18 protein-coding genes are annotated in these 19,684 nt (G+C 42.1%); 4 read left to right on the top strand and 14 right to left on the bottom strand.

The annotated features are described in order from the left end of the window. Positions 1-70: 70 nt before the first annotated feature. The 5 genes from CDC33_RS17225 to sufB form a co-directional block, all read right to left on the bottom strand. Positions 71-670, bottom strand: coding sequence for a hypothetical protein (locus CDC33_RS17225; RefSeq protein ID WP_109009504.1), 600 nt, complete (start codon positions 668-670; stop codon positions 71-73). 103 nt (positions 671-773) lie between these two features. Then, on the bottom strand, positions 774-2,036 hold the full coding sequence (locus tag CDC33_RS17230; protein WP_109009505.1) for a cysteine desulfurase: 1,263 nt from the start codon (positions 2,034-2,036) through the stop codon (positions 774-776). Between the two features lie 14 nt (positions 2,037-2,050). Next, positions 2,051-3,421: a Fe-S cluster assembly protein SufD gene (sufD, locus tag CDC33_RS17235; RefSeq protein WP_109009506.1), complete on the bottom strand. Its 1,371-nt coding sequence runs from the start codon at positions 3,419-3,421 to the stop codon at positions 2,051-2,053. Then, a complete protein-coding gene (sufC, locus tag CDC33_RS17240; RefSeq protein WP_109009507.1) occupies positions 3,421-4,212 on the bottom strand; it encodes a Fe-S cluster assembly ATPase SufC in 792 nt (263 codons plus the stop codon). The genes sufD and sufC overlap by 1 nt, the downstream gene beginning before the upstream one ends. A gap of 127 nt (positions 4,213-4,339) precedes the next feature. After that, on the bottom strand, positions 4,340-5,779 hold the full coding sequence (sufB, locus tag CDC33_RS17245; RefSeq protein WP_109009508.1) for a Fe-S cluster assembly protein SufB: 1,440 nt from the start codon (positions 5,777-5,779) through the stop codon (positions 4,340-4,342). A gap of 438 nt (positions 5,780-6,217) precedes the next feature. On the opposite strand from sufB, the gene sufR reads away from it, so the two are divergent. Next, the gene (sufR, locus tag CDC33_RS17250) at positions 6,218-6,901 is read left to right on the top strand and encodes an iron-sulfur cluster biosynthesis transcriptional regulator SufR (RefSeq protein WP_181374046.1); all 684 of its coding nucleotides are present in this window, start codon (positions 6,218-6,220) and stop codon (positions 6,899-6,901) included. Positions 6,902-6,972: 71 nt separating this feature from the next. Next, entirely contained in the window at positions 6,973-7,233 is a 261-nt protein-coding gene (locus CDC33_RS17255; protein WP_109009510.1) for an NDH complex assembly factor CRR9, read from the top strand. 111 nt (positions 7,234-7,344) lie between these two features. Here the strand turns inward: CDC33_RS17255 and CDC33_RS17260 are convergent, their stop codons facing one another. Together CDC33_RS17260 and CDC33_RS17265 are read right to left on the bottom strand one after the other, a co-directional pair. After that, complete coding sequence (locus CDC33_RS17260; protein ID WP_109009511.1) at positions 7,345-7,977, bottom strand: hypothetical protein; 633 nt, start codon at positions 7,975-7,977, stop codon at positions 7,345-7,347. Positions 7,978-8,289: 312 nt separating this feature from the next. Continuing rightward, positions 8,290-8,616, bottom strand: a complete 327-nt coding sequence (locus tag CDC33_RS17265) for a YbjQ family protein (protein ID WP_109009512.1) — start codon at positions 8,614-8,616, stop codon at positions 8,290-8,292. Positions 8,617-9,233: 617 nt separating this feature from the next. Between CDC33_RS17265 and CDC33_RS17270 the strand changes: the two genes are divergently transcribed. Further along, positions 9,234-9,914: a tetratricopeptide repeat protein gene (locus tag CDC33_RS17270; protein ID WP_109009513.1), complete on the top strand. Its 681-nt coding sequence runs from the start codon at positions 9,234-9,236 to the stop codon at positions 9,912-9,914. 2 nt (positions 9,915-9,916) lie between these two features. Here the strand turns inward: CDC33_RS17270 and CDC33_RS17275 are convergent, their stop codons facing one another. The 7 genes from CDC33_RS17275 to CDC33_RS17305 all read right to left on the bottom strand — a co-directional run bounded on the left by CDC33_RS17275 (position 9,917) and on the right by CDC33_RS17305 (position 18,666). Then, a complete protein-coding gene (locus CDC33_RS17275) occupies positions 9,917-10,819 on the bottom strand; it encodes an ABC transporter ATP-binding protein (protein WP_109009514.1) in 903 nt (300 codons plus the stop codon). Between the two features lie 103 nt (positions 10,820-10,922). Next, positions 10,923-14,285: a histidine kinase dimerization/phospho-acceptor domain-containing protein gene (locus tag CDC33_RS17280; protein ID WP_109009515.1), complete on the bottom strand. Its 3,363-nt coding sequence runs from the start codon at positions 14,283-14,285 to the stop codon at positions 10,923-10,925. 5 nt (positions 14,286-14,290) lie between these two features. Then, positions 14,291-14,530, bottom strand: a complete 240-nt coding sequence (locus CDC33_RS17285) for a helix-turn-helix domain-containing protein (RefSeq protein WP_109009516.1) — start codon at positions 14,528-14,530, stop codon at positions 14,291-14,293. A 479-nt stretch (positions 14,531-15,009) separates the two neighbouring features. Next, positions 15,010-15,261, bottom strand: a complete 252-nt coding sequence (locus tag CDC33_RS17290) for a hypothetical protein (protein WP_109009517.1) — start codon at positions 15,259-15,261, stop codon at positions 15,010-15,012. A gap of 2 nt (positions 15,262-15,263) precedes the next feature. Continuing rightward, the gene (locus tag CDC33_RS17295; RefSeq protein WP_109009518.1) at positions 15,264-16,112 is read right to left on the bottom strand and encodes a hypothetical protein; all 849 of its coding nucleotides are present in this window, start codon (positions 16,110-16,112) and stop codon (positions 15,264-15,266) included. A gap of 164 nt (positions 16,113-16,276) precedes the next feature. Next, positions 16,277-17,053, bottom strand: a complete 777-nt coding sequence (locus tag CDC33_RS17300) for an RNA polymerase sigma factor SigF (protein WP_109009519.1) — start codon at positions 17,051-17,053, stop codon at positions 16,277-16,279. Between the two features lie 776 nt (positions 17,054-17,829). After that, entirely contained in the window at positions 17,830-18,666 is an 837-nt protein-coding gene (locus CDC33_RS17305) for a photosystem II manganese-stabilizing polypeptide (protein ID WP_109009520.1), read from the bottom strand. Positions 18,667-19,274: 608 nt separating this feature from the next. On the opposite strand from CDC33_RS17305, the gene CDC33_RS17310 reads away from it, so the two are divergent. Beyond that, entirely contained in the window at positions 19,275-19,622 is a 348-nt protein-coding gene (locus tag CDC33_RS17310) for a hypothetical protein (protein WP_109009521.1), read from the top strand. Positions 19,623-19,684 lie beyond the last annotated feature (62 nt).

The raw sequence follows: 19,684 nt of genomic DNA on the forward strand, positions 1-19,684 counted from the left end.
AATTAAGATTTGTAATGGGATTTAGACTGCACCACAAAACTTGTTAAACCTCCAGAATTAGTTAAAATATTTATTCTGTCAGGATATTAGATAAAATCCCGATGATTTTACATATATCATTAATATAATACTCGCTCAAGTCGATTTCAATCACTTGCCCAATGAGCTTCAAAAACTTCCAGTTAGTTCCAGTGGTGACAGTTCCATAAGTTGCCTGAATGTTATTACCCTCACGTTCATTAAACAATTTAGCTGCTAACATCTCTGCTACACACTGACCTAATCCTGCATTGATATTTTCTTTCTTGGCTTCTACAATTGTGACAACTGGTGCGTTCAGAATGAGTAACTCTGGTGAACGGCTAATAATAAAATCGCAATTTCCATTTAAACCTTGGGCTGAATCAACAGTAAAATCGATACCAGAAAATAAACTTATTTGATTATTTAAATATTTCCTTACAGCAATTAAAACTGGTGTAATAATCATCTCTGAACGGGATTTTTCAGTATTACTAGCAAGAGCTAAAGGTACATTTTCCCGCAAGACTTCTGCAAGTAATGGTGGACACTCTACTTCATGTACAGATGCAAATATATCAATTTTATCAGAAATAGTTAGGCCAAAGGTTTTTCTAACTCTATCTAAAGTAAAGTCACTGTATGACACTTTAGTTACTCCTGTAAATAATCCAGATAATTAAATTGTGCCAACTATTAGCAAGATATGTTGCTGATATTTGGCACAATTAGTATCGGAATATTTTGTAACTTTAAGCAAGAAAACCTGCAAAAAAGTCCAGAGTTTCTTTCAGTGCTTTGATGAAAATATCAATTTCCTCGCGGGTGTTGTAGAAAGATAGACTTGCTCGTGCGGTTGCAGCAAGTCCTAAGTAACGGTGTAATGGTTGTGTGCAGTGGTGTCCAGAACGGATGGCAACGCCTTCTTGATCTAATAATGTAGATAAGTCGTTGGCGTGGACTTCTCCGGCGGTGAACGACGCAAGAGCGGCTCTCCCTTCACCTTTAGCATTTGGTTTGGGGCCGTAAATTCTAATTTGGGGAATTTGCTCTAATTGTTGGAACAAATAAGCGGTTAATTCTGCTTCGTAGGCGTGGATTTTATCCATGCCGATACTGCTAAGATAATCGATCGCAGCACCAAGTGCGATCGCTTCTCCAATTGCAGGTGTACCAGCTTCAAATTTATGCGGTAATTCTGCATAAGTGGAATGGTCTAAATACACCTCTGCAATCATCTCACCACCACCAAAAAATGGTGGCATTGATTCTAGCAATTCCAACTTGCCATACAGAAATCCTATCCCAGTTGGCGCACACATTTTATGACCAGATGCTACCAACCAGTCACAATCTATTTTCTGCACATCTACAGGGTAGTGGGGAACACTTTGGCAAGCATCAACTAAAAATTTAGCACCGTAGCTGTGAGCGATCGCACCAATTTCTTCTACTGGATTAATGCAACCCAAAGCATTAGAAATATGCACCACCGACACCAATTTTGTTTTGTCGGAAATCAGCTTTTTAAACTGTGACAAATCAAAAGTTTCTTCTGGTGTTAATTCTACAAATTTCAGTACTGCACCCGTTTTTTGTGCGACCAATTGCCAAGGCACAATATTACTGTGGTGTTCCATCACCGAGAGAATAATCTCATCTCCCGGCTGCAAATTATTCATTCCCCAACTGTAGGCTACTAGGTTAATAGCTTCGCTTGCGTTGCGGGTGTAGACGATTTCCTGACGCGATGCAGCATTGATGAATTTGGCAACTTTATCTCTAGCACCTTCATAAGCATCAGTAGCTTTAGCACTCAGAGAATGAGCGCCTCGATGGACGTTAGCATTATATTGCTCGTAATAATCCCGTAGAGTATTTAATACGAACAAAGGCTTTTGCGATGTCGCAGCATTATCGAGATAAACCAAGGGTTTCTCATTAACTTCCTGATGCAATATCGGGAAGTCAGCGCGAACTTTATCAGCAAGGGTTTTGGTAGGAGTAAAAGTCATTGGTAGATTAGTTATTACTCATTAGTCAGGGACTTGAGATTATTTACTATGTTTAAAAGGATTTCTCGCAGAGAGGGAATCGGTATTTGGTTGATAACTTCAGCAGCGAAGGCATTAATTAACAACTTCCGAGCATCGTTTTCATCAATTCCCCGACTTTGCAGATAAAATATTTCATCATCTTCCAATTGGCTAACGGTAGCACCATGAGCGCACTTTACATTATCCGCAGTAATTTCCAATTGGGGTTTCGTATCAACTCTGGCTTTAGACGATAACAGCAAATTGCGATTCAACTGAGACGCATTTGTTAACTGCGCTGGTTTAGGTACAAAAACTTTACCATTGAACACCGCATGAGCGCGATCGCCTACAATACATTTATGCAATTGGTCACTTGTACCGTGAGGATAGTTAAGTGCGATCGCACTGTGAGTATCAGACAACTGCTTACCAGAAATTATCGTCAAACCATTGAGAGTAGTCTGTGTCTGCTCACCAGTTTGCAAAATCTCCAAATTATGCCGCGACAACTTTGCACCTAAAGTTATGGCATGACTTGTATATCGACTATCACGAGCCTGTGCGATCGCTGTTTTCCCAATATGAAAAGCTTCTGCACCTTCTTGCTCAACCCTAATGTGACTAACTTGGGCATTTTCACCAACCCAAATTTCCGTAACCGCGTTAGTTAAATAAACTCCGTCCTCCGCGCTCTTGGCGTCTTGGCGGTTCGTATATTCCTCAACCAACGTCACCTGCGAACCACTTTCCGCCACCACCAAACAACGCGGCTGCGAAATCGTCGCAGTCTCCCCCGCAACCGAAATAAACACCAAATGAATTGGCGTTTCAACTACCACATTCTTCTTCACCCACACCACAGCAGCATCAGTTATCCCAGCCGTATTGAGAGCAGTAAAAACTTCCTGCGCTCCCTCAGCTTGAGCTAAATATTGCTGTACACCCTCCTGCTCAACCGCAGACAAACCAGCCAAATTACTCACGACAATTCCAGATGGCAAATCTGAAACTGCGGATAACTCCGGCGCAAAAACGCCATTCACAAATATCAAACGACTATTAGCCGCTTCTGGCAAAATATCCAATTCTACAGACGCGAAATTTCGCGCCTCTACATTAAATTGCACCTTTCGTAGAGACGACAAATCAGTAAACCGCCATTCTTCCTCGCGGGTAGTCGGGATAATCGAGTGACGTACCCAATTAGCAGCACTTTGGCGTAATTCCTGCAACCAACCTTCTGTTTTAGTTGCCGTTACTTGATTTAACAACCCAGTCAGATAATCATCTCTATCTAACATAGATGTCAAACTGACTGCATTTGAATTAGGTATTGGACTAGGAGATACTTGAATATTCATTACACACCCACCTCAGCAGCCGCAAATTCTTCCAGCACCCAGTCATAACCGCGAGATTCTAATTCCAGCGCCAGTTCCTTACCACCACTCGTAATAATCTGCCCTTGTGCCATCACATGCACAAAATCAGGCACAATATAATCGAGTAATCGCTGGTAGTGAGTAATCAAAATTGTAGAATTTTCTGGAGTTGCCAGTTGATTTACACCATTCGCCACAATTCGGAGCGCGTCAATATCCAAACCCGAATCAGTTTCATCCAAAATTCCTAACTTTGGTTCTAGCAGCGCCATTTGCAGAATTTCATTCCGCTTCTTCTCACCACCAGAAAACCCTTCATTTAAACTCCGACTGAGAAAACTGGAATTCATCTTCACCACATCCAGCTTTTCCTCAATCAAATCATCAAAATCAAAAGCGTCTATTTCTTCTAGACCTTGCGCCTTCCGACGAGAATTGTACGCCACCCGCAAGAAATCCAAATTGCTCACACCCGGAATTTCTAACGGATACTGAAACGCCAAAAATACACCACTTCTAGCGCGTTCCTCCGGCTCCAACTCCAACAAATTTTGTCCCTGGAAAATCACCTCACCGCCAGTCACCTCATACGCCGGATGTCCAGCCAACACCTTAGAAAAGGTACTCTTACCAGAACCATTCGGCCCCATAATCGCATGAATTTCACCCGATCGCACCTCCAGATTCACACCCTTCAAAATCGGTGTCCCATCAACATTAGCCGTCAGATTCCGTACTGACAGCACAACTTCACTATTTTCAATAATCATCTTCTCTCCTTCTCTTTCTCTGCGCTCTTGGCGTCTTCTCTACGAGACGCTCCGCGAAGGCGGTTCGTTACTCTTCCAAAAGATAAACACAGAACGCCGATGTCCCTGTGTTTATCCTTGCTTCCATTTATCCAACACTGCCTTCCAACTTCAAACTCAACAACTTATCAGCTTCCACAGCAAACTCCATCGGTAGCTGATTGAAAACATCCTTACAGAAGCCGCTAATCATCATCGAAATAGCATCTTCCGAAGAAATGCCCCGTTGAGCAAAGTAAAATAACTGATCTTCCCCAATTTTAGAAGTAGAAGCTTCATGCTCCACCTTCGCACCGTTATTTTGCACCTGAATATAAGGGAAAGTGTTGGCATGGGCATTATCCCCAATCAGCATTGAGTCACACTGAGAATAATTTCTCGCCCCTTTTGCCGTCGGGTTAACTTTCACCAAACCTCGGTAACTATTACTAGAATTACCTGCGGAGATTCCTTTAGAAATAATTGTACTGCGGGTATTCTTACCTACGTGAATCATCTTACTACCCGTATCGGCTTGCTGCTGATGATTTGTCAGCGCCACCGAGTAGAACTCACCCACAGAATTATCACCCACCAACACACAGCTAGGATATTTCCAAGTAATTGCTGAACCTGTTTCTACTTGAGTCCAGGAAATCTTAGAATTTACGCCCTGACACAAACCGCGCTTGGTGACAAAGTTGTAAATACCGCCTTTACCATTGGCATCGCCAGCGTACCAGTTTTGCACAGTGGAATATTTAATTTCGGCGTTGTCGAGAGCGACAAGTTCCACAACTGCGGCGTGCAACTGGTTGCTGTCATACATCGGGGCGGTACAACCTTCGAGGTAAGAAACATAACTACCTTCTTCGGCGACAATCAAAGTCCGCTCAAATTGTCCCGTATCACCAGAGTTGATGCGGAAGTAGGTAGACAGTTCCATTGGGCATTTCACGCCTTTAGGAATGTAGACAAAAGAACCATCGCTAAATACGGCGGCGTTCAAGGCGGCAAAATAATTGTCAGCGATAGGAACAACGCTACCCAAATATTTTTTGATCAGTTCTGGGTGTTCTTGCAACGCTTCGGAAAACGAACAGAAAATAACGCCATCTTCCGCTAGCTTTTCTTTAAATGTAGTAGCGACAGAAACGCTATCGAAAATTGCATCAACGGCGACATTTGCCAGCCGTTTCTGTTCAGATAGAGAAATGCCTAATTTCTCGAAGGTTTCTAAAAGGGTTGGATCAACTTCATCCAAGCTGTTTAGTTTTTCTTTCTTACGTTTTGGCGCTGAGTAATAAATGATATCCTGATAATTTATTGGCGGATACTTGACATTCGGCCAAGTTGGTTCCGTCATTTTTTGCCACTGGCGATAAGCTCTGAGGCGAAAGTCCAGCATGAACTGCGGCTCGTTCTTCTTAGAGGAGATCAAGCGGATAACGTCCTCGTCTAGTCCACGCGGAATAGTGTCGGCCTCAATGTCGGTGACAAAGCCGTACTTGTAGGGTTGGTTGACTAAGGTTTTGACAGTGGCACTCATCAGTAATAATCTCTCGTGTTCGGAACTTGAATCTCTCTATAAGGATGGGAGACGGGGTTTCTTTAGCCGATTCCCATCTACCGTTACGGAATGGTTACACGGCTGCTAGAATAGTGGTGGAGAGTAAAACAACAGCTATGTTGTTTAATCTATCTTCATTTTACGCTAAATTAACAACAACAATGTTGTCAAAGTCAAACAATTTTGGATTTTAGATTTGCAATTTGGGATTGAAAGAGACCACAAGGGTGCTTGGCTCAAGGATTTTAGATTGACGATAGCGTAGCGGGGCATATACTAGAAAACTTTTTTAATCCAAAATCCAAGTTGCGCTGTAAGCGCACCAAAGGTGCGACTCAAAATCCAAAATCGGTACGGTCAAATTTTCACAGAAATTAATTTTTGGGGCGTTCGCTGAACGTCTCGCACCACATGAAGATGGCGACTACCCACCAGTCCTCAACCAAGCAAGATATCCTAGAATATCTGCACAAACACGAAAAAGCAACGGCTTTGGAGCTAGCTGAAGTTTTAGACGTTACCCCCCAAGCTATTCGTCGCCATCTCAAAGATTTGGAGACGGAGGAGCTAGTTTTGTATTCTACATCAGTGCAGGCGGCGGGGATGGGGCGTCCGCAGCATCTTTATCAACTGAGTCGTCAAGGACGCGATCGCTTGCATCGAACAATGAGCGATCGCTTTGGTGATGGCCACGGAAATTTTGCGGTTTCGCTGCTAGACACCTTAGCCGAAACGGTAGGACACGACCAATTTAAATCGATTTTAGAGAAACAGTGGCAGCGTAAAGCCAAAGAATATCGCGATCGCGTCGGTAACGGTTCACTGCGAGAACGTGTAGCCAACTTAGTAGAGTTGAGAAAAGCGGAAGGCTTCATGGCAGAGTATCACGCTGTTGATGTAAATGACTCCTTTGAGAGCGATCGCTTTATCTTAATGGAGCATAACTGCGCCATTTCCAACGTTGCCGAGTCTTTCCCCAGCATCTGTGGTCACGAATTAGAAATGTTTGCAGCCGTCTTACCCGATTGTACCGTAGAACGCACCCACTGGATTATTGATGGCGAACACCGTTGTGGCTATTTGGTGCAAATTCGTCATTAGTCATTTTCTAATACCCAATGCCCAATGCCCAATGCCCAATGCCCAACTAAATTTGAGATAGCATTTCATTTATGGATTTACCACCACAGCAACCATCAACACAATTTTTAACCCTGGAAGAGTCAGCAAAAGTAGACGCGGCTTTGTTGTCTTCCCCAGAAAAGTTTTTAACAAGATTGACAATTTCATCACTGAAGGTTTTGAAACATATCGCTCAAGAATACAGCGTTGCTATTGAAGATTTGACAACACAGCAAGTAATTGCTTGGTTTGAAAAAGATGGCAAAATCCGACGTGAACAGGGCATTGAAGCTGCATATCTAAAGTGGTGATTAAAAGATAAATATAGTAGGAAAATTTTTTCAATAAAAAACTAAAAAACAGAAAGCACCTTTTAAAAAGTGCTTTAGAAATTCATTAGATTGAATCTGTCAAACAATTATTTAAGCATTGTAATTGTTAGCTCGAGGACTACGAGCTCCAGTTGCGGCTCCAATCATTGAGGCTATTAAACCTAACAAAGAACCAAACACAAACCACCACAATCCCGAACGTAAATTAGCTGCTGCATCACGAGCTTGTTGGGCAGTTATGTTTGCTTGTGGTACATTAATACCACCTTGCTGTTGTACCTGATTTATCACTTCCCCAGCGTTAGAAGCAGCAACACCAAAAGCACCAGATACTCCATTTGCTAACAGCCATGAGCTAACTGCTAAAGTCGTTGCCCAAAGAATTGCGCCGTTAAGAAGAGCTGTATTGCGGTTCATCGGCCCACAAGCACGGGCTGTCACCCAACCACCAGTAAATAGAGAAATTAGTAAAGCGATAGTTGACCAAAGCCCCGCATTACCCGCAGCGTTAGGGGCAATTGTTCTGGGTGCACCTGAACCTTCAACTGTACCTGCCGCAAAAGCACCAATTATAGCGCTCAAAATTAATTGAGTAGCTAAAGCAACCAACAAACCAGAAATAATCGGCCCCCAGCGAACAAGATCATGATATTCACTTACTCGACCTGATACCACAGGGTCAGTAGGAATAACGTCGTTCCCTGTGCGATTTACGTATGACATAACTTATGTTCTCCAGTGCTGTTTCAGCAAAGCTTATCTCAGGTATATTCATGTTTATGCTTAAAATTAAATAACTAAATCATCTTATTTTATATCTATCAATAGAAAGAGTTAATAGGTATATCTTTAGTGAGAAAAATAAATTTTTTTAACATTTTTTAATACAGTTTAGTAAATAACTTTTTAGAAAATAAATTTGAAATTAAAACACAATTAATTATTAAGTTTTATAAAAAACCAGCTTTAATTGTGTATGCAGTTAGACTTAAGACAAAACTTTGTAACCATTGTCAAAGTGAGGATAATCAAAAATTAACGCATCTTTACAGCAGTACCTGTGGCAGTAATCAGTAAAAGAACTCCTGACTGGTCAATATTGATTGTGCCAGTATCAATTTCAATCCCAATTACAGCATTTGCTCCTAAACGTTGTGCTCGTTGTTCTAATTCTTCTAATGCCTTGCGTTGACCCTGCTCAAATAGACGCTCATAGCTACCAGTGCGTCCACCAATAATATCTCGAATACCTGCCAGAAAATCCCGCAAGAAATTACTACCGTAGACTACTTCTGCTGTCACAATGCCTAAATATGACTCAATAACGGCTCCTTGAATTACATCAGTGGTAGTTATAATCATAAATTAGCCTTCCAAATTGTATATAGGTTGATATTTATTATTAGAATTCACATACAAAACTAGTTTGTATTGATACAAACTTGATAAACATGCTCTCACATAATTTTAGATTGCGATCGCATTTACGCTCTCACTTGCCGACTAAAAACTAACATTTTGAAAAATATTTAGCTTGTTAAATTGATCTTACCGTGTAATGTCCAAAAAAGGATATAAACGCCTGGTGGCAGTTTTCTAAAGAATAATTGGATACAGAACCAGCAAATTATTAAATAAAATAACAAACAAGGATAAATGTTAAATTTTCTGAAATTGGTGGTTCGCTTTTTAAAATTAGGCTAAACGCCTGTTGGGTTTTTCTCAGTGACACGTATAACTACTGACAAAATAAGTGTTATTTTGCCAGCCTAGTGATTTATATGTAAGTAACTTCATCTAAACTTGATATCTTACACTTCATCATTCAGTAAAAACTCTGTAATGTAGGGCTAATGTAAAGGAAAGAGCCAATGAATTATTAACATCTTAATCAATACGAAGAAATACAGTTTTCAAAAGTCTATATTTTTGTTTTAATGTACAAGAAAAAAGTCCTCTAAAATTTCAGGAAATTTACTGTGTACAAGCCAACATCAATTGTGCTGAGTGTGGTGTTATTAGGATGTTTTTCCTTGACTATACCTTCAGTGGCTCAAGCTCAGGTATTAGTGGCGCAAGGCAAAAACCCAGAGTTAAAGCAACTACTAGAAGAAGGACGGAGGTTAGTGGATACGGGCGATTATGGTGGTGCGATCGCAGTTTATCAGCAAGCAGCTAGGCTAGATGCCAAAAACGCTAAAATTCATTCAGGTATTGGCTATTTATACGCACAACAGGGAAATTACCAAGCAGCATTAACAGCTTATCGTCGGGCGATCGCCATCAATCCTAACAATAGTGATTTTTATTACGCAGTGGGTTACATCAAAGCGAATTTGGGCGACACGCGTGGGGCAAAAGAAGGCTACCGTCGGGCCATACAACTGAACCGTAACAACGTTAACGCCTATTTAGGATTGGCTGTGACCCAATCTCGCATGGGAGACTATAATGCTGCTAGCTGGGCATACCAACAAGCAATCGAATTAGATAAGAACAACGCCCAAACTTATGAGTTAATGGGTTCGATGTATAAACAGCGCCGACAAACCAAACAAGCAAACAGCTTGCTTCAGAAAGCCCGTGACTTGTACAAGCGGCGCAATGACTCAGATGGCGTCAACAGGGTAGAAGCCATGCTGCGACAGTTAGGAGGATGAGTTTAATCTAACTGGCGTCCCGTTAATTCCACAAAAATATCTTCCAGATTAGAGGGACGCACCATCATTCCAGTTTTATCAGGCTGTTCATTCAAGTAGATATTTGCTGCTTCCAAAGATGGGAAAAACAGATATTCCCAACTACGAGCACCATCACTTCCCACTTCAGATATACCTAATTGTTTCATTACCAAACCTTCACCGTGAGCAGAGCGCAGCTGTTGTAAAGTTCCTAAAGAAATCAGCTTACCGCTATCCATAATACCGATGCGTCCTGGCTTGGTAGAACCAAAAGCATCGCACAAAAATTCGACCTCATCCATATAATGGGTCGTTAGTAGCATTGTCATTCCCTGCTTATTCAAATCTCGAATAATTTCCCAAAGCCGTCGCCTAGTTTGGGGGTCTAGTCCTACCGTTGGTTCATCCAAAAACAGAATTTGCGGTTGATGCAATAAAGCTCTGGCAATTTGCAATCGTCGTTTCATACCCCCAGATAGGGTTTTTACCAAATCATTACGTTTTTCTGCTAACTCAACATACTCTAACCATTGATTAATTAGTTTTTGTCTTTGTGGGTTACTAATGTGATGTAGCCTCCCATGCAGTTCCATATTTTCCCAAACGCTTAAATCGTTATCTACACTTACTTGCTGCAAGACTACGCCAATACTTTGTTTTGCCAACATTGCTTGGCTCATCACATCATATCCACCTACTTCTATCCGTCCTTGGGAAGGTTTCGTTAGTGTAGTCAGCATCCGAATTGTGGTTGATTTACCCGCACCGTTCGGGCCGAGTAGAGCAAATATTTCCCCCGCTTCAATTTGGAATGACAGGTCATTGACTACAGGTACATTATTGTAAAACTTGTAGACATTTTCTAGACAGACAGCAGCAGTCATAGTTATTTTGCTCCAATTAAAAATTTAAAATAACGAATTGATGGTCGCAAGTTGAGCTATCCTGCGGGAAGTCGCAGAAGCTTTTACACACTTATCTTGAAATTTAATTTCTCTTGGCGATTATATCTAGAATGACTGCAATTAATCTGTCTGGGTCTATTGGCTTGGCAACATGCTGCTGAAATCCGGCGGCTAGAGCTTGTTGGCGATTAACTTCTCCAGCATAAGCCGAGAGGGCTAAAGCCAAAATTTTCCCACCTTGTTCGGGTAGCATGGCTCGAATTTGTCGAATTAGCATATAGCCATCCATCTCTGGCATTCCAATGTCACTCAATAAAATATCTGGTGGTGATTGCTCTACGGCTTGTAGTGCTTCTATTGCCGATGTCACAATACAAACCTCTGCTCCCGCCTGCTCAAGAACAAAGCCCAAAAAATCACGGATATCTTCATCATCATCAACAATTAGTAACCGTATTCCTGTCAGAGGTGAGGTGTTAAAAGTTAATAATGAGGAGTCCTCTTGTACTTTCTGGCTATAACTTTGTGCTTTCATCAAAGGAAACCTGACATTAAAGATGGCTCCCTGTCCTTCTCCAGCACTGTCTACTTGAACAGTACCTCCATGCAGTTCAACTAGATGACGGACGATCGCCAGCCCTAACCCTAATCCGCCAAACTTCCTAGTTGTTGTCGCATCTGCCTGACGAAAAGATTCAAACACGTAGGGTAAAAAGTCTGGATTAATACCTTTACCCGTGTCGCTAACAGTAATTTGAGCCTGCGAGTCTCGGCACTCTAACCGAATTTCGACCCGTCCACCAGCGAAACTAAATTTTACAGCGTTAGTAAGCAAATTCCAAAATACTTGTTGTAAACGAGCAGAATCTCCTAAAATCTGCCCAATATTTGGGTCAAATATTCTCTGAATTTCAATTGACTTCGCTTCTGCTGCTAAACGCACGGTTTCAATAGCCGCTTCAATCGTCGATGCTAAGTTAACAGGAGCCATTTCCAAATTGAGTTTGCCAGACAAGATGCGAGAGATATCTAACAAATCTTCAATTAATTGGGCCTGGAGTTTGGCATTGCGCTCGATTGTTTCCAAAGCAATAGCCGTTTTTGCGGCATTTAATGTTCCATTGCGAAGCAACCTAGACCAACCCAGAATAGGATTGAGGGGCGATCGCAATTCATGTGATAGCACTGCTAAAAACTCATCTTTAATTCGATTCGCTGTCTGAGCTTGTTCACGCGCAGCTTGCTCACGCAAAAAAAGTTGTTCGCGTTCAGCTTCCGCTTGCTTTTGCTTTGTAATATCGCGTGAGACGACTAAGAGTTGTGCAATAATTCCTGATGCATTTCGGACGGAAGTAACAATCACATCCCACCACTTCGCCTTACCCTTTGCAGTGGGGCAATAGCCTTGAAATTGACCAACATTACCTATTTTGGCTGCGGCGATCGCCGCAGCGGCCTTTTCTCGGTCTTCGCCTTGCCATAAATCAATCCACTCGGCGTTAAGAAAGGACGCAGGCTCATCAATTTCTAGAAGATGCAGCCCCCCTTTATTCAAGTAGAGTACCCGCCCATCTAACGTTAAAACTTTGATACAATCATGACTGCTGTCCAAAATTCGTTGCTTTAACTCTTCACTTTCTCGCAGGGCGGCTTCGGCAAGTTGGCGTTGCGTAGCTTGCTGATAGGCATCGCTGATATCCTTGAAAAGGACGGCGACTTGTCGCTGCTGTGGTTGCCCAATGCGGAATGCATAAACGTCGAACCAACGTTGTAGGGCAACAGCGCGATTCTCAAAGCGAACGGGTTCGCCCGTTATGGCGACTTTGCCGTAAATTTCAAACCAATGCTTGTCATGATTCGGAACTAGATCACGTATTCTTTTGCCTTGTACGTCTTTGAGTCCCGCTTGTTTCTCAAAGGACGGATTGATTTCTAAAAAGCGGTAATCGTTCGGCGTGTCGTTTTCATCAAACAGCATTTCGATCACGCAGAATCCTTCGTCAATAGACTCAAACAGCGTTCGATAGCGCTCCTCTTTCTCCCACATTTCGCGGTCTACATAAACGGGTTCTGCTAGGGGAGGACAATCCACAATTAATTGCAATCCCGCCGAATCAGCAGCAGACCGGAAAATACTTGCTAGTTCTGCGGTATAAGTGGCTAAATCAATTGGCTCATAACTAGCTATGGTGCGCCCGGCTTCAATGCGCGAGAAATCTAACAGCGTATTGACTAGCTTGAGCAGCCGTGTGCCATTGCGCTGCACCATCTCCAATTTTTCTTGGGCTTTGGTTGGAAGAATTCCGTCTAATTCGGTTAACATCTCTTTCAGTGGCGACAGCATCAGCGTTAGGGGAGTGCGAAATTCGTGGCTGATGTTGTTGAAGAAGGTCGTTTTGGCTCGATCCAGTTCTGCTAGTGCTTCCAACCGCTTGCGTTCTTCTTCATAAGCACGCGCATTAGCGATCGCGATCGTCATGTTGCCTACTAGCAAATCGAAGAACTTCCGGTACTCCCCCTCAAAAGCTTGGTAAGGATTAATACCCAATACCAGCAATCCAACGATTTGTTTTTGTCCACCTGCGATGAGCGGCACGACCCAAGCAGCAGAGGGGGGTTTGTCCCAAGCTCCTGTGGGCAAAGCTCCAAACTGAGTTGTCAAATCATCGACGATTGCTGCTTCCCCGGTATGATAAACTTGTGCGATTTTCCATGCATCGCTGTGTTGAGTTAAATTTACTCTCGATAGAATTGTTCCTGTTTCCTCCATTGGAGTAGTTCCAACCAGCTTTGCACTTCTGCCATCTGCCTCTACCTGATACAGCATGGCAAACGGGATATCATGAGAATTAGTTGCTAAGGCTTGAATTGCAGACAGACAAGCCGCTTCTGTAGTCTTTGCTTGAGCCGTTTCTCTACTTAGTAAGCTCAGAGTTTGTAAACGGCGATCGCCCAGCACTCGTCCTGTTGTTTCACTAACAATGCAAAAGACTCCGCCAACTTTCCCGCTTTCATCTCGCACGGGGTCGTAGGAGACATCGAAGTAAGTTTCCTCAATGTAACCGTGTCGATTCAGGAAAAATAAATGATCTTGTGCCCAAAATGCAATTCCTGTGGCAACAACTCCCTTGAGTAAAGGTTCTACAACATTCCAGACTTCGCTCCACGCTTCATGAGCAGGGCGACCGAGCGCCCAAGGATGTTTTGAGGCAAGGGCAGGGCGATAAGCATCATTATAAATCGTGATTAATTCCGAACCCCAGAAGAGGCAAATCTGAGCTTTAGAAGCCAGCAAGATGCTAATGGCACTCCGTAAACTCTGGGGCCAATCAGCCACATAACCTAAAGCAGTCTGTGACCAATCGAGCGATCGCATCAGGCTGACTATTTCGCCACCTTCAATAAAAACACTGTTAACAGCTAGACCTTCTCCTTCAGATGCCATTGCTGCTAGTCCTGATCGCTAAAGTATTTGGTTAATAGGTTTTCACCTGGTTCTCCCATTTCATGTAACAATTTTTCAATCTGTTTGAGCGCTAGAGGAATTGGTCTATTTCGTCCATTTTCCCATCGATTAACACTCTGAAATGACACACCGATTTTGCTAGCAAACTCAACTTGAGACAGTTGCAGTAGCTGCCGAGCTTCCCGAATCAACGCTGCAATTTTTACATCTTCCAAGGCTGCCATCAAGTTGGGCTTTCCTCAATTGAACTGTTTAGACTATAACAGATGTGATAAATGCAAAAATATCCGCAAATCAAGTTTATTGCGAATGAAGGCTCTTTTTTATTAGTAGTCTGTCACATTAGTTACGAGGGTGAACAAGTTCGTAGTAAAGACTAGCCCTTTCAAGGTGACTGGTAAAGTCTCTTTTTTCTCTGCGCCGCGCCAGTTGCTACTCTGCCTTAACGCTAAGAGCGTAGCAAGATCCCCGTATGGGTACAAATCAGGGAACCGCAAGGACGTACTGGCTTTTTTGCGTCTGGGGCGGTTCAAAAGCATTTTATTTAACCTTATTAAACACAGAGAATACATTAAGAGGTTAGGGTTGATCGAGCAAAATTTTTACCCACTTTGAAAGGGCTAGCTCTACTTAGTCATTTGTGAACAACAAAATTCCCGATTTCTTGGAGAAATCGGGAATCTAAAATTTCAATTTTTACAAATCAAATAGAATTCATATAACGATTTTGATAGTAAGCCAAAATTTGATTAACTCGTTGCCGACTTTCTGAACCAGAGTTTGCTGTCCACGATATGCACAAGCCACCAATTTGACTTTGATTGTAATCAAACTCTTGGGATGACTGGGGAATTAAATCCACTTCTACCCCTTCGACTTGATGTAAATGAGCTGCTATCTCTCTATAGACAGTTAAAGGCAAACCAGCAAATTCAATTTTTTCCTTAGTCCCCATCGTTATGAAGCTCCAACATTAAAAGGATTTGAGGGGGGCGTTGTCACTGAAACAGGATTGCCGCTAGCAGATGCAGCAGACGGCGTTGAATTGACAGCCCCTTCTCCTACCATTTTGGCAACTTCAATACCATATTGTTCCAGAATCACGATGGGATTGTAGCCCTGATTCATTTCAATACGTTTAACCAGTACGCCATTTGCTAATCGCTGTCCCGCCTGCACATAGCGACTCGTCGGTTCATCTGGTACTTTGATAATTGCCTGTGGTTCCTTACTAATTAGAACTACACCAGTCACAACAACTGCCTTTGCTAACTCAGGTTGTGCTGGCGGTGGCAATACAGATATTAAAGCTGGGTTGGGGACAACTTGAGGCAAAACCTTAGGTAAAACTGAAATCGAACTAGGATTGACTTTTTTTGGTACAGAAGCAATCTTATTTTTTTTCTGATTTAAAGCTATGTTGGGTGTTGGAAGTTTTCGGACTTTTAGGGATGCAGTAGGTAGCTTAGGCAACATGGGAACAGGTCTTCCAACTGTTTTAGGCATTCCGGGAGTCTGCCCGAAAAGTTGTGCAAACGGATCAGCTCGGTCTTTTGATACCTGAACAAACCGTGCCCGCTCTGTAGCATTAGTAGATTGAATCAAGTTAGCAGATGCAGGAGTAAATTGCGAAACCTCTTTGGCAGGTATCACTGGATTCTTAAAGGATTGAGTCGTTGATGGCGACTTTGCTGCTATTTTAGGAACTGGCGTAGGATTGATGGCTTGTGGTGTCTCTTCAGAAGCACATCCAGCGATCGCCAAAGTTAAAATAGCTGTAATTGTAATTTTTAAATTTCTGCCCATGAGCTGTTCTCAAAAGCCATTGAAAAACTAGAAAGTTGAAATTAACATGCCTAAAATTTGTATCAAAGGCAAAGTATGTTCCCTTTATAACTTAACTTTTTAAATTTTGAGGGTTATTTTTAGCACTGTGTACTCAGCATAACTGCGGCTTGGTGTTTATGCAATCAATCTTCTGCCACACCCATAAGCTGTTTCATCAAATCCAGACCTTTCTTAACTCTACGGGAAACTGTTACCACACTAATTCCCAGATGTTCTGCAACTTGTTTTTGTGTTAAATCCTGTAAAAACACACATTCCAACACATCGCGGGTGCGTTGTTCTAGCTGAACCAATGCTTGTTGCAAGCGAAGTTGGTCTTCTTGTACTAGTTGAAAGCTGCGATAGTTAGGATCTGGAACTAATTCTCCCAAACAGGTAGAGCCTTCTTCTCCATCTTGGATTGGCACATCAAGACTCAAGGGAGCGCGATTTATCCATGCTAATTTAATTTCTTGCCATTCGTTTGGAGAAATTTCCAGTGCTGTTGCTAATTCTGAGTCTGTTGGTTGGCGATTATGCTTTTCACGCCAAGAACGTGACACTCCTATTGCTTGCTGTTGCAGTGCTAACCACTTGCGAGGAATTCGCACGGTGACACCTTTATCTCGGAGATAGTGTTGAATTTCACCCCGAATATAGGGAAGAGCATAAGAACTAAAGGCATGTCCCTTGGAAACTTCAAATTTTTCAATCGCCCTGATTAAACCCAAAGACCCAACCTGAAGCAAATCATCGTAGGTTTCATGACATTGATTCGTCCAGTAGTGAGCTTCTTTTCTCACAAGTCCAATATTGAGTTTTACCAGCTTATTGCGAATATTTCCTGACGGAGATTGCTGATATTCTCGCAACAACTGCCAAATTTCATGTTTCAGTTCATTGGTTGTTGTGGTAGGCATAGCACCATGTTTATTAAGTAAATCAACAATTAATTCCTCACTTTTAAACTCAGCTGCGATGGCGTACCCGCCCTTTCCGGTGGCGATCGCACGATATCAAAGCTAATGTCGTGCTATATGCCTCAGAAAATTCTCTGGTAGATAACAACGTTTTTCTAAAGAAAATTCCACAGACTTGCTTGACAATCGAGCAAAGTTTAAATAAGCAAAATTGGTATGATCTGTAGCTGTTTTTAGGACTACATAGAAATAAAATATAAAATTAGTTACCAAATATAAAACCGAGATTGTACTTAACTTTAATTAATTAATGCTGAAGCTAATTTCTATAAACAAAACAACAGTAGCCGCAATTTTATTGGATAAGCAAAAGTTTTATTTACAGTAAAATTACGTGTTTATTAAACCAAAATTCATCCACTAATTAAAAATTACTAATAATTTGCCAAAAATAATACGTAAATTTACGCAAAAAGATACAACAAAAGGCATCTCGCCCTTTGTTGTATTTAAAGTTTCCTCCTCTTTGTGAAAAACGCCTAAAAAAAGGCAGGCTGTTTCATTCTTTAAAAGCTTCTTGAAAAGCGAGCAACAAGGGAAGGAAGAATTTTTCTCTTGTCTCCCCTTGAACCTTTGTCTCTTTTCGTTGCTGTAATGCTTTTATAGGAATGAAACAGCCCTGAAAATGGTGGCAAAAAAGTTAACTTTTGTTATGAACCCTGATGCTTACAGAATTGTAGTTCTGAATGCCAGTCAGTTACCTAACTCTAGAGAGTTTAGCTACGAGCCGGTTCAACCCGTGCAAAAAATAGACCGCGAATCCTAACTTCTTTAGGTTCGCCAGCACCTAAATCAGTATCAGATGGCTGTTCGCTCTCGAAAGTACCAGCAATTTCACCACTAGAGCTATCGATTTTAGCGATTTGCAATGAAATCTTGCCATTAAGATTTTCAGCACGCTTGACGTTAGTGCGGGTAAGTTCTTCATCATCCGCTTGGGCGGGGAGAGCCACGGCATTATCGTAGCCACTAACGACACCACGACCCTTTGGATCTAGGAAAGCAGCACCACGGTAGGAAGGAACTTTGAAAGTGCCTTCAAAGTCCGTAGAGGTGTTAATGCTGCTCAAATTAGGTTGGCTTTGAGCAACCAAGTTTTTGATGGTGAAGAGGAAAGGTACTCGCTCACCACCGGGAAGTTGCACAGTGATGGCTTGGAAGTCAAGACCATCAGTTTCCACAAAGGTGAGGCTATTATCTGGGTTAATTTTTAGGTTGCCTTGCACCTGGTCAATGGTGGAAGTATATCTGGTCAACAATTTGCCAGCAACAAATTCTGCTTGTTGGCGTTTATTAGCAGGTTCTTCTTTGATGAAGAAGCTAGTTGGTTCTAAGCAAAGTTCTTTGATGGTGTATGACTGGCTAGAATCAATGGGAATGGAGCCACGGCTTGTTTCTGCTAGTTGGGGGCATTTGTTAGCCAAGCCAGTGCCGCGAATTTGATCGTAAGTGAGGACATCTCTACCACTACTAACAGCAGGAGCATCACTACAAGCAGTTATTAGCCCCAGGCACAAAGCCAAGAATGCAACAATTAAAGCGCGATACCTCATGGTCAACCTCAATCTCAAAAATTAATATCTAAGTTGTAAAACTGCATCGAAGCTTTGATATTTGACGAGAAGCCATCCTTTATCGGACATTGCATTGCTCTGATTCTTGAGTTGAAACAAGTGTCCGGGCGTATAGGTTGGCAGTCGCCACTCAAACTTTTCTCTGCTAAACGTACTTAAACGTGTTGCTGCTTCGCACTTTGCTTTTGCATATAGCAAAAGCGGCGTCGCCCAAGTCTTTTTGTATCATGTATGTGACGCCACTACATACAGCCCATTGTTTGATGGGTAAATCAGCCAGATCATACGATTTTTTTTAACTCAAAATCAAAGTACTCAAAATTCAAGAAAGTCTCATCCCGATCGCATTTAGCTGCCGTGGAGGCTATGGTAAAGGTTACTACGCTCTTTTACGAGCGATCGCAATTGCTTTTGATAAAGATACAAATCTAGTTATATTCACCCCTGAGTCAATGAAGAGGCAGGGGGAAAGGGAGATTCTAAAAGCCTACAGAAGGTTCATTTTCTAGAGGAACTATTGGCAAACTAGGGAAAATTAAAAATCTCCGGTAAATTTGAGTTGACCTCATTTATACGGAAAGGATGGCATGAACAATAATAAAAATCTTGAATCAGGGGAATTATCCTGTAAACTGCAAGCGATCGCAACTGTGGTGTATGATGCAGTTCAAGATTGTCAAGGCGATAGTGTAGCTCTTTTGGCGATGCTTAGGCAATTGGAGCATTTACACCGAGAGATTCGAGACGGGGTTTTTCAAGAGAGTTTGCCTGTTAACCGTCGGCAACTCTACTCACTACTGAAAGATATTGAGTCTGAGGGAGGCTGGCCTTATATTGAGCGCATGAGACTGCAAGCCTTTTTAGCAAATTTGCCACAAGAGGCTCCCGCAGAAAATAATCATGAAGTTTTGGAGAGCGATCGCTCATGCGGCTGATGATCTTAAAATAAATTTCTAGCTTTTAGGACTTACGCACTGTACAAAATAACTATCTTGTG

It is taken from the genome of Nostoc commune NIES-4072, from assembly GCF_003113895.1.
Lineage (GTDB): Bacteria > Cyanobacteriota > Cyanobacteriia > Cyanobacteriales > Nostocaceae > Nostoc > Nostoc commune.

Bases quoted from the DNA above. Each gene is read 5' to 3' on its own strand.
- CDC33_RS17230 (WP_109009505.1), bottom strand. From the start codon at position 2,036: ATGACTTTTACTCCTACCAAAACCCTTGCTGATAAAGTTCGCGCTGAC.
- sufD (WP_109009506.1), bottom strand. From the start codon at position 3,421: ATGAATATTCAAGTATCTCCTAGTCCAATACCTAATTCAAATGCAGTC.
- sufC (WP_109009507.1), bottom strand. From the start codon at position 4,212: ATGATTATTGAAAATAGTGAAGTTGTGCTGTCAGTACGGAATCTGACG.
- sufB (WP_109009508.1), bottom strand. From the start codon at position 5,779: ATGAGTGCCACTGTCAAAACCTTAGTCAACCAACCCTACAAGTACGGC.
- sufR (WP_181374046.1), top strand. From the start codon at position 6,218: ATGGCGACTACCCACCAGTCCTCAACCAAGCAAGATATCCTAGAATAT.
- CDC33_RS17255 (WP_109009510.1), top strand. From the start codon at position 6,973: ATGGATTTACCACCACAGCAACCATCAACACAATTTTTAACCCTGGAA.
- CDC33_RS17260 (WP_109009511.1), bottom strand. From the start codon at position 7,977: ATGTCATACGTAAATCGCACAGGGAACGACGTTATTCCTACTGACCCT.
- CDC33_RS17265 (WP_109009512.1), bottom strand. From the start codon at position 8,616: ATGATTATAACTACCACTGATGTAATTCAAGGAGCCGTTATTGAGTCA.
- CDC33_RS17275 (WP_109009514.1), bottom strand. From the start codon at position 10,819: ATGACTGCTGCTGTCTGTCTAGAAAATGTCTACAAGTTTTACAATAAT.
- CDC33_RS17280 (WP_109009515.1), bottom strand. From the start codon at position 14,285: ATGGCATCTGAAGGAGAAGGTCTAGCTGTTAACAGTGTTTTTATTGAA.
- CDC33_RS17285 (WP_109009516.1), bottom strand. From the start codon at position 14,530: ATGGCAGCCTTGGAAGATGTAAAAATTGCAGCGTTGATTCGGGAAGCT.
- CDC33_RS17290 (WP_109009517.1), bottom strand. From the start codon at position 15,261: ATGGGGACTAAGGAAAAAATTGAATTTGCTGGTTTGCCTTTAACTGTC.
- CDC33_RS17295 (WP_109009518.1), bottom strand. From the start codon at position 16,112: ATGGGCAGAAATTTAAAAATTACAATTACAGCTATTTTAACTTTGGCG.
- CDC33_RS17300 (WP_109009519.1), bottom strand. From the start codon at position 17,053: ATGCCTACCACAACAACCAATGAACTGAAACATGAAATTTGGCAGTTG.
- CDC33_RS17305 (WP_109009520.1), bottom strand. From the start codon at position 18,666: ATGAGGTATCGCGCTTTAATTGTTGCATTCTTGGCTTTGTGCCTGGGG.
- CDC33_RS17310 (WP_109009521.1), top strand. From the start codon at position 19,275: ATGAACAATAATAAAAATCTTGAATCAGGGGAATTATCCTGTAAACTG.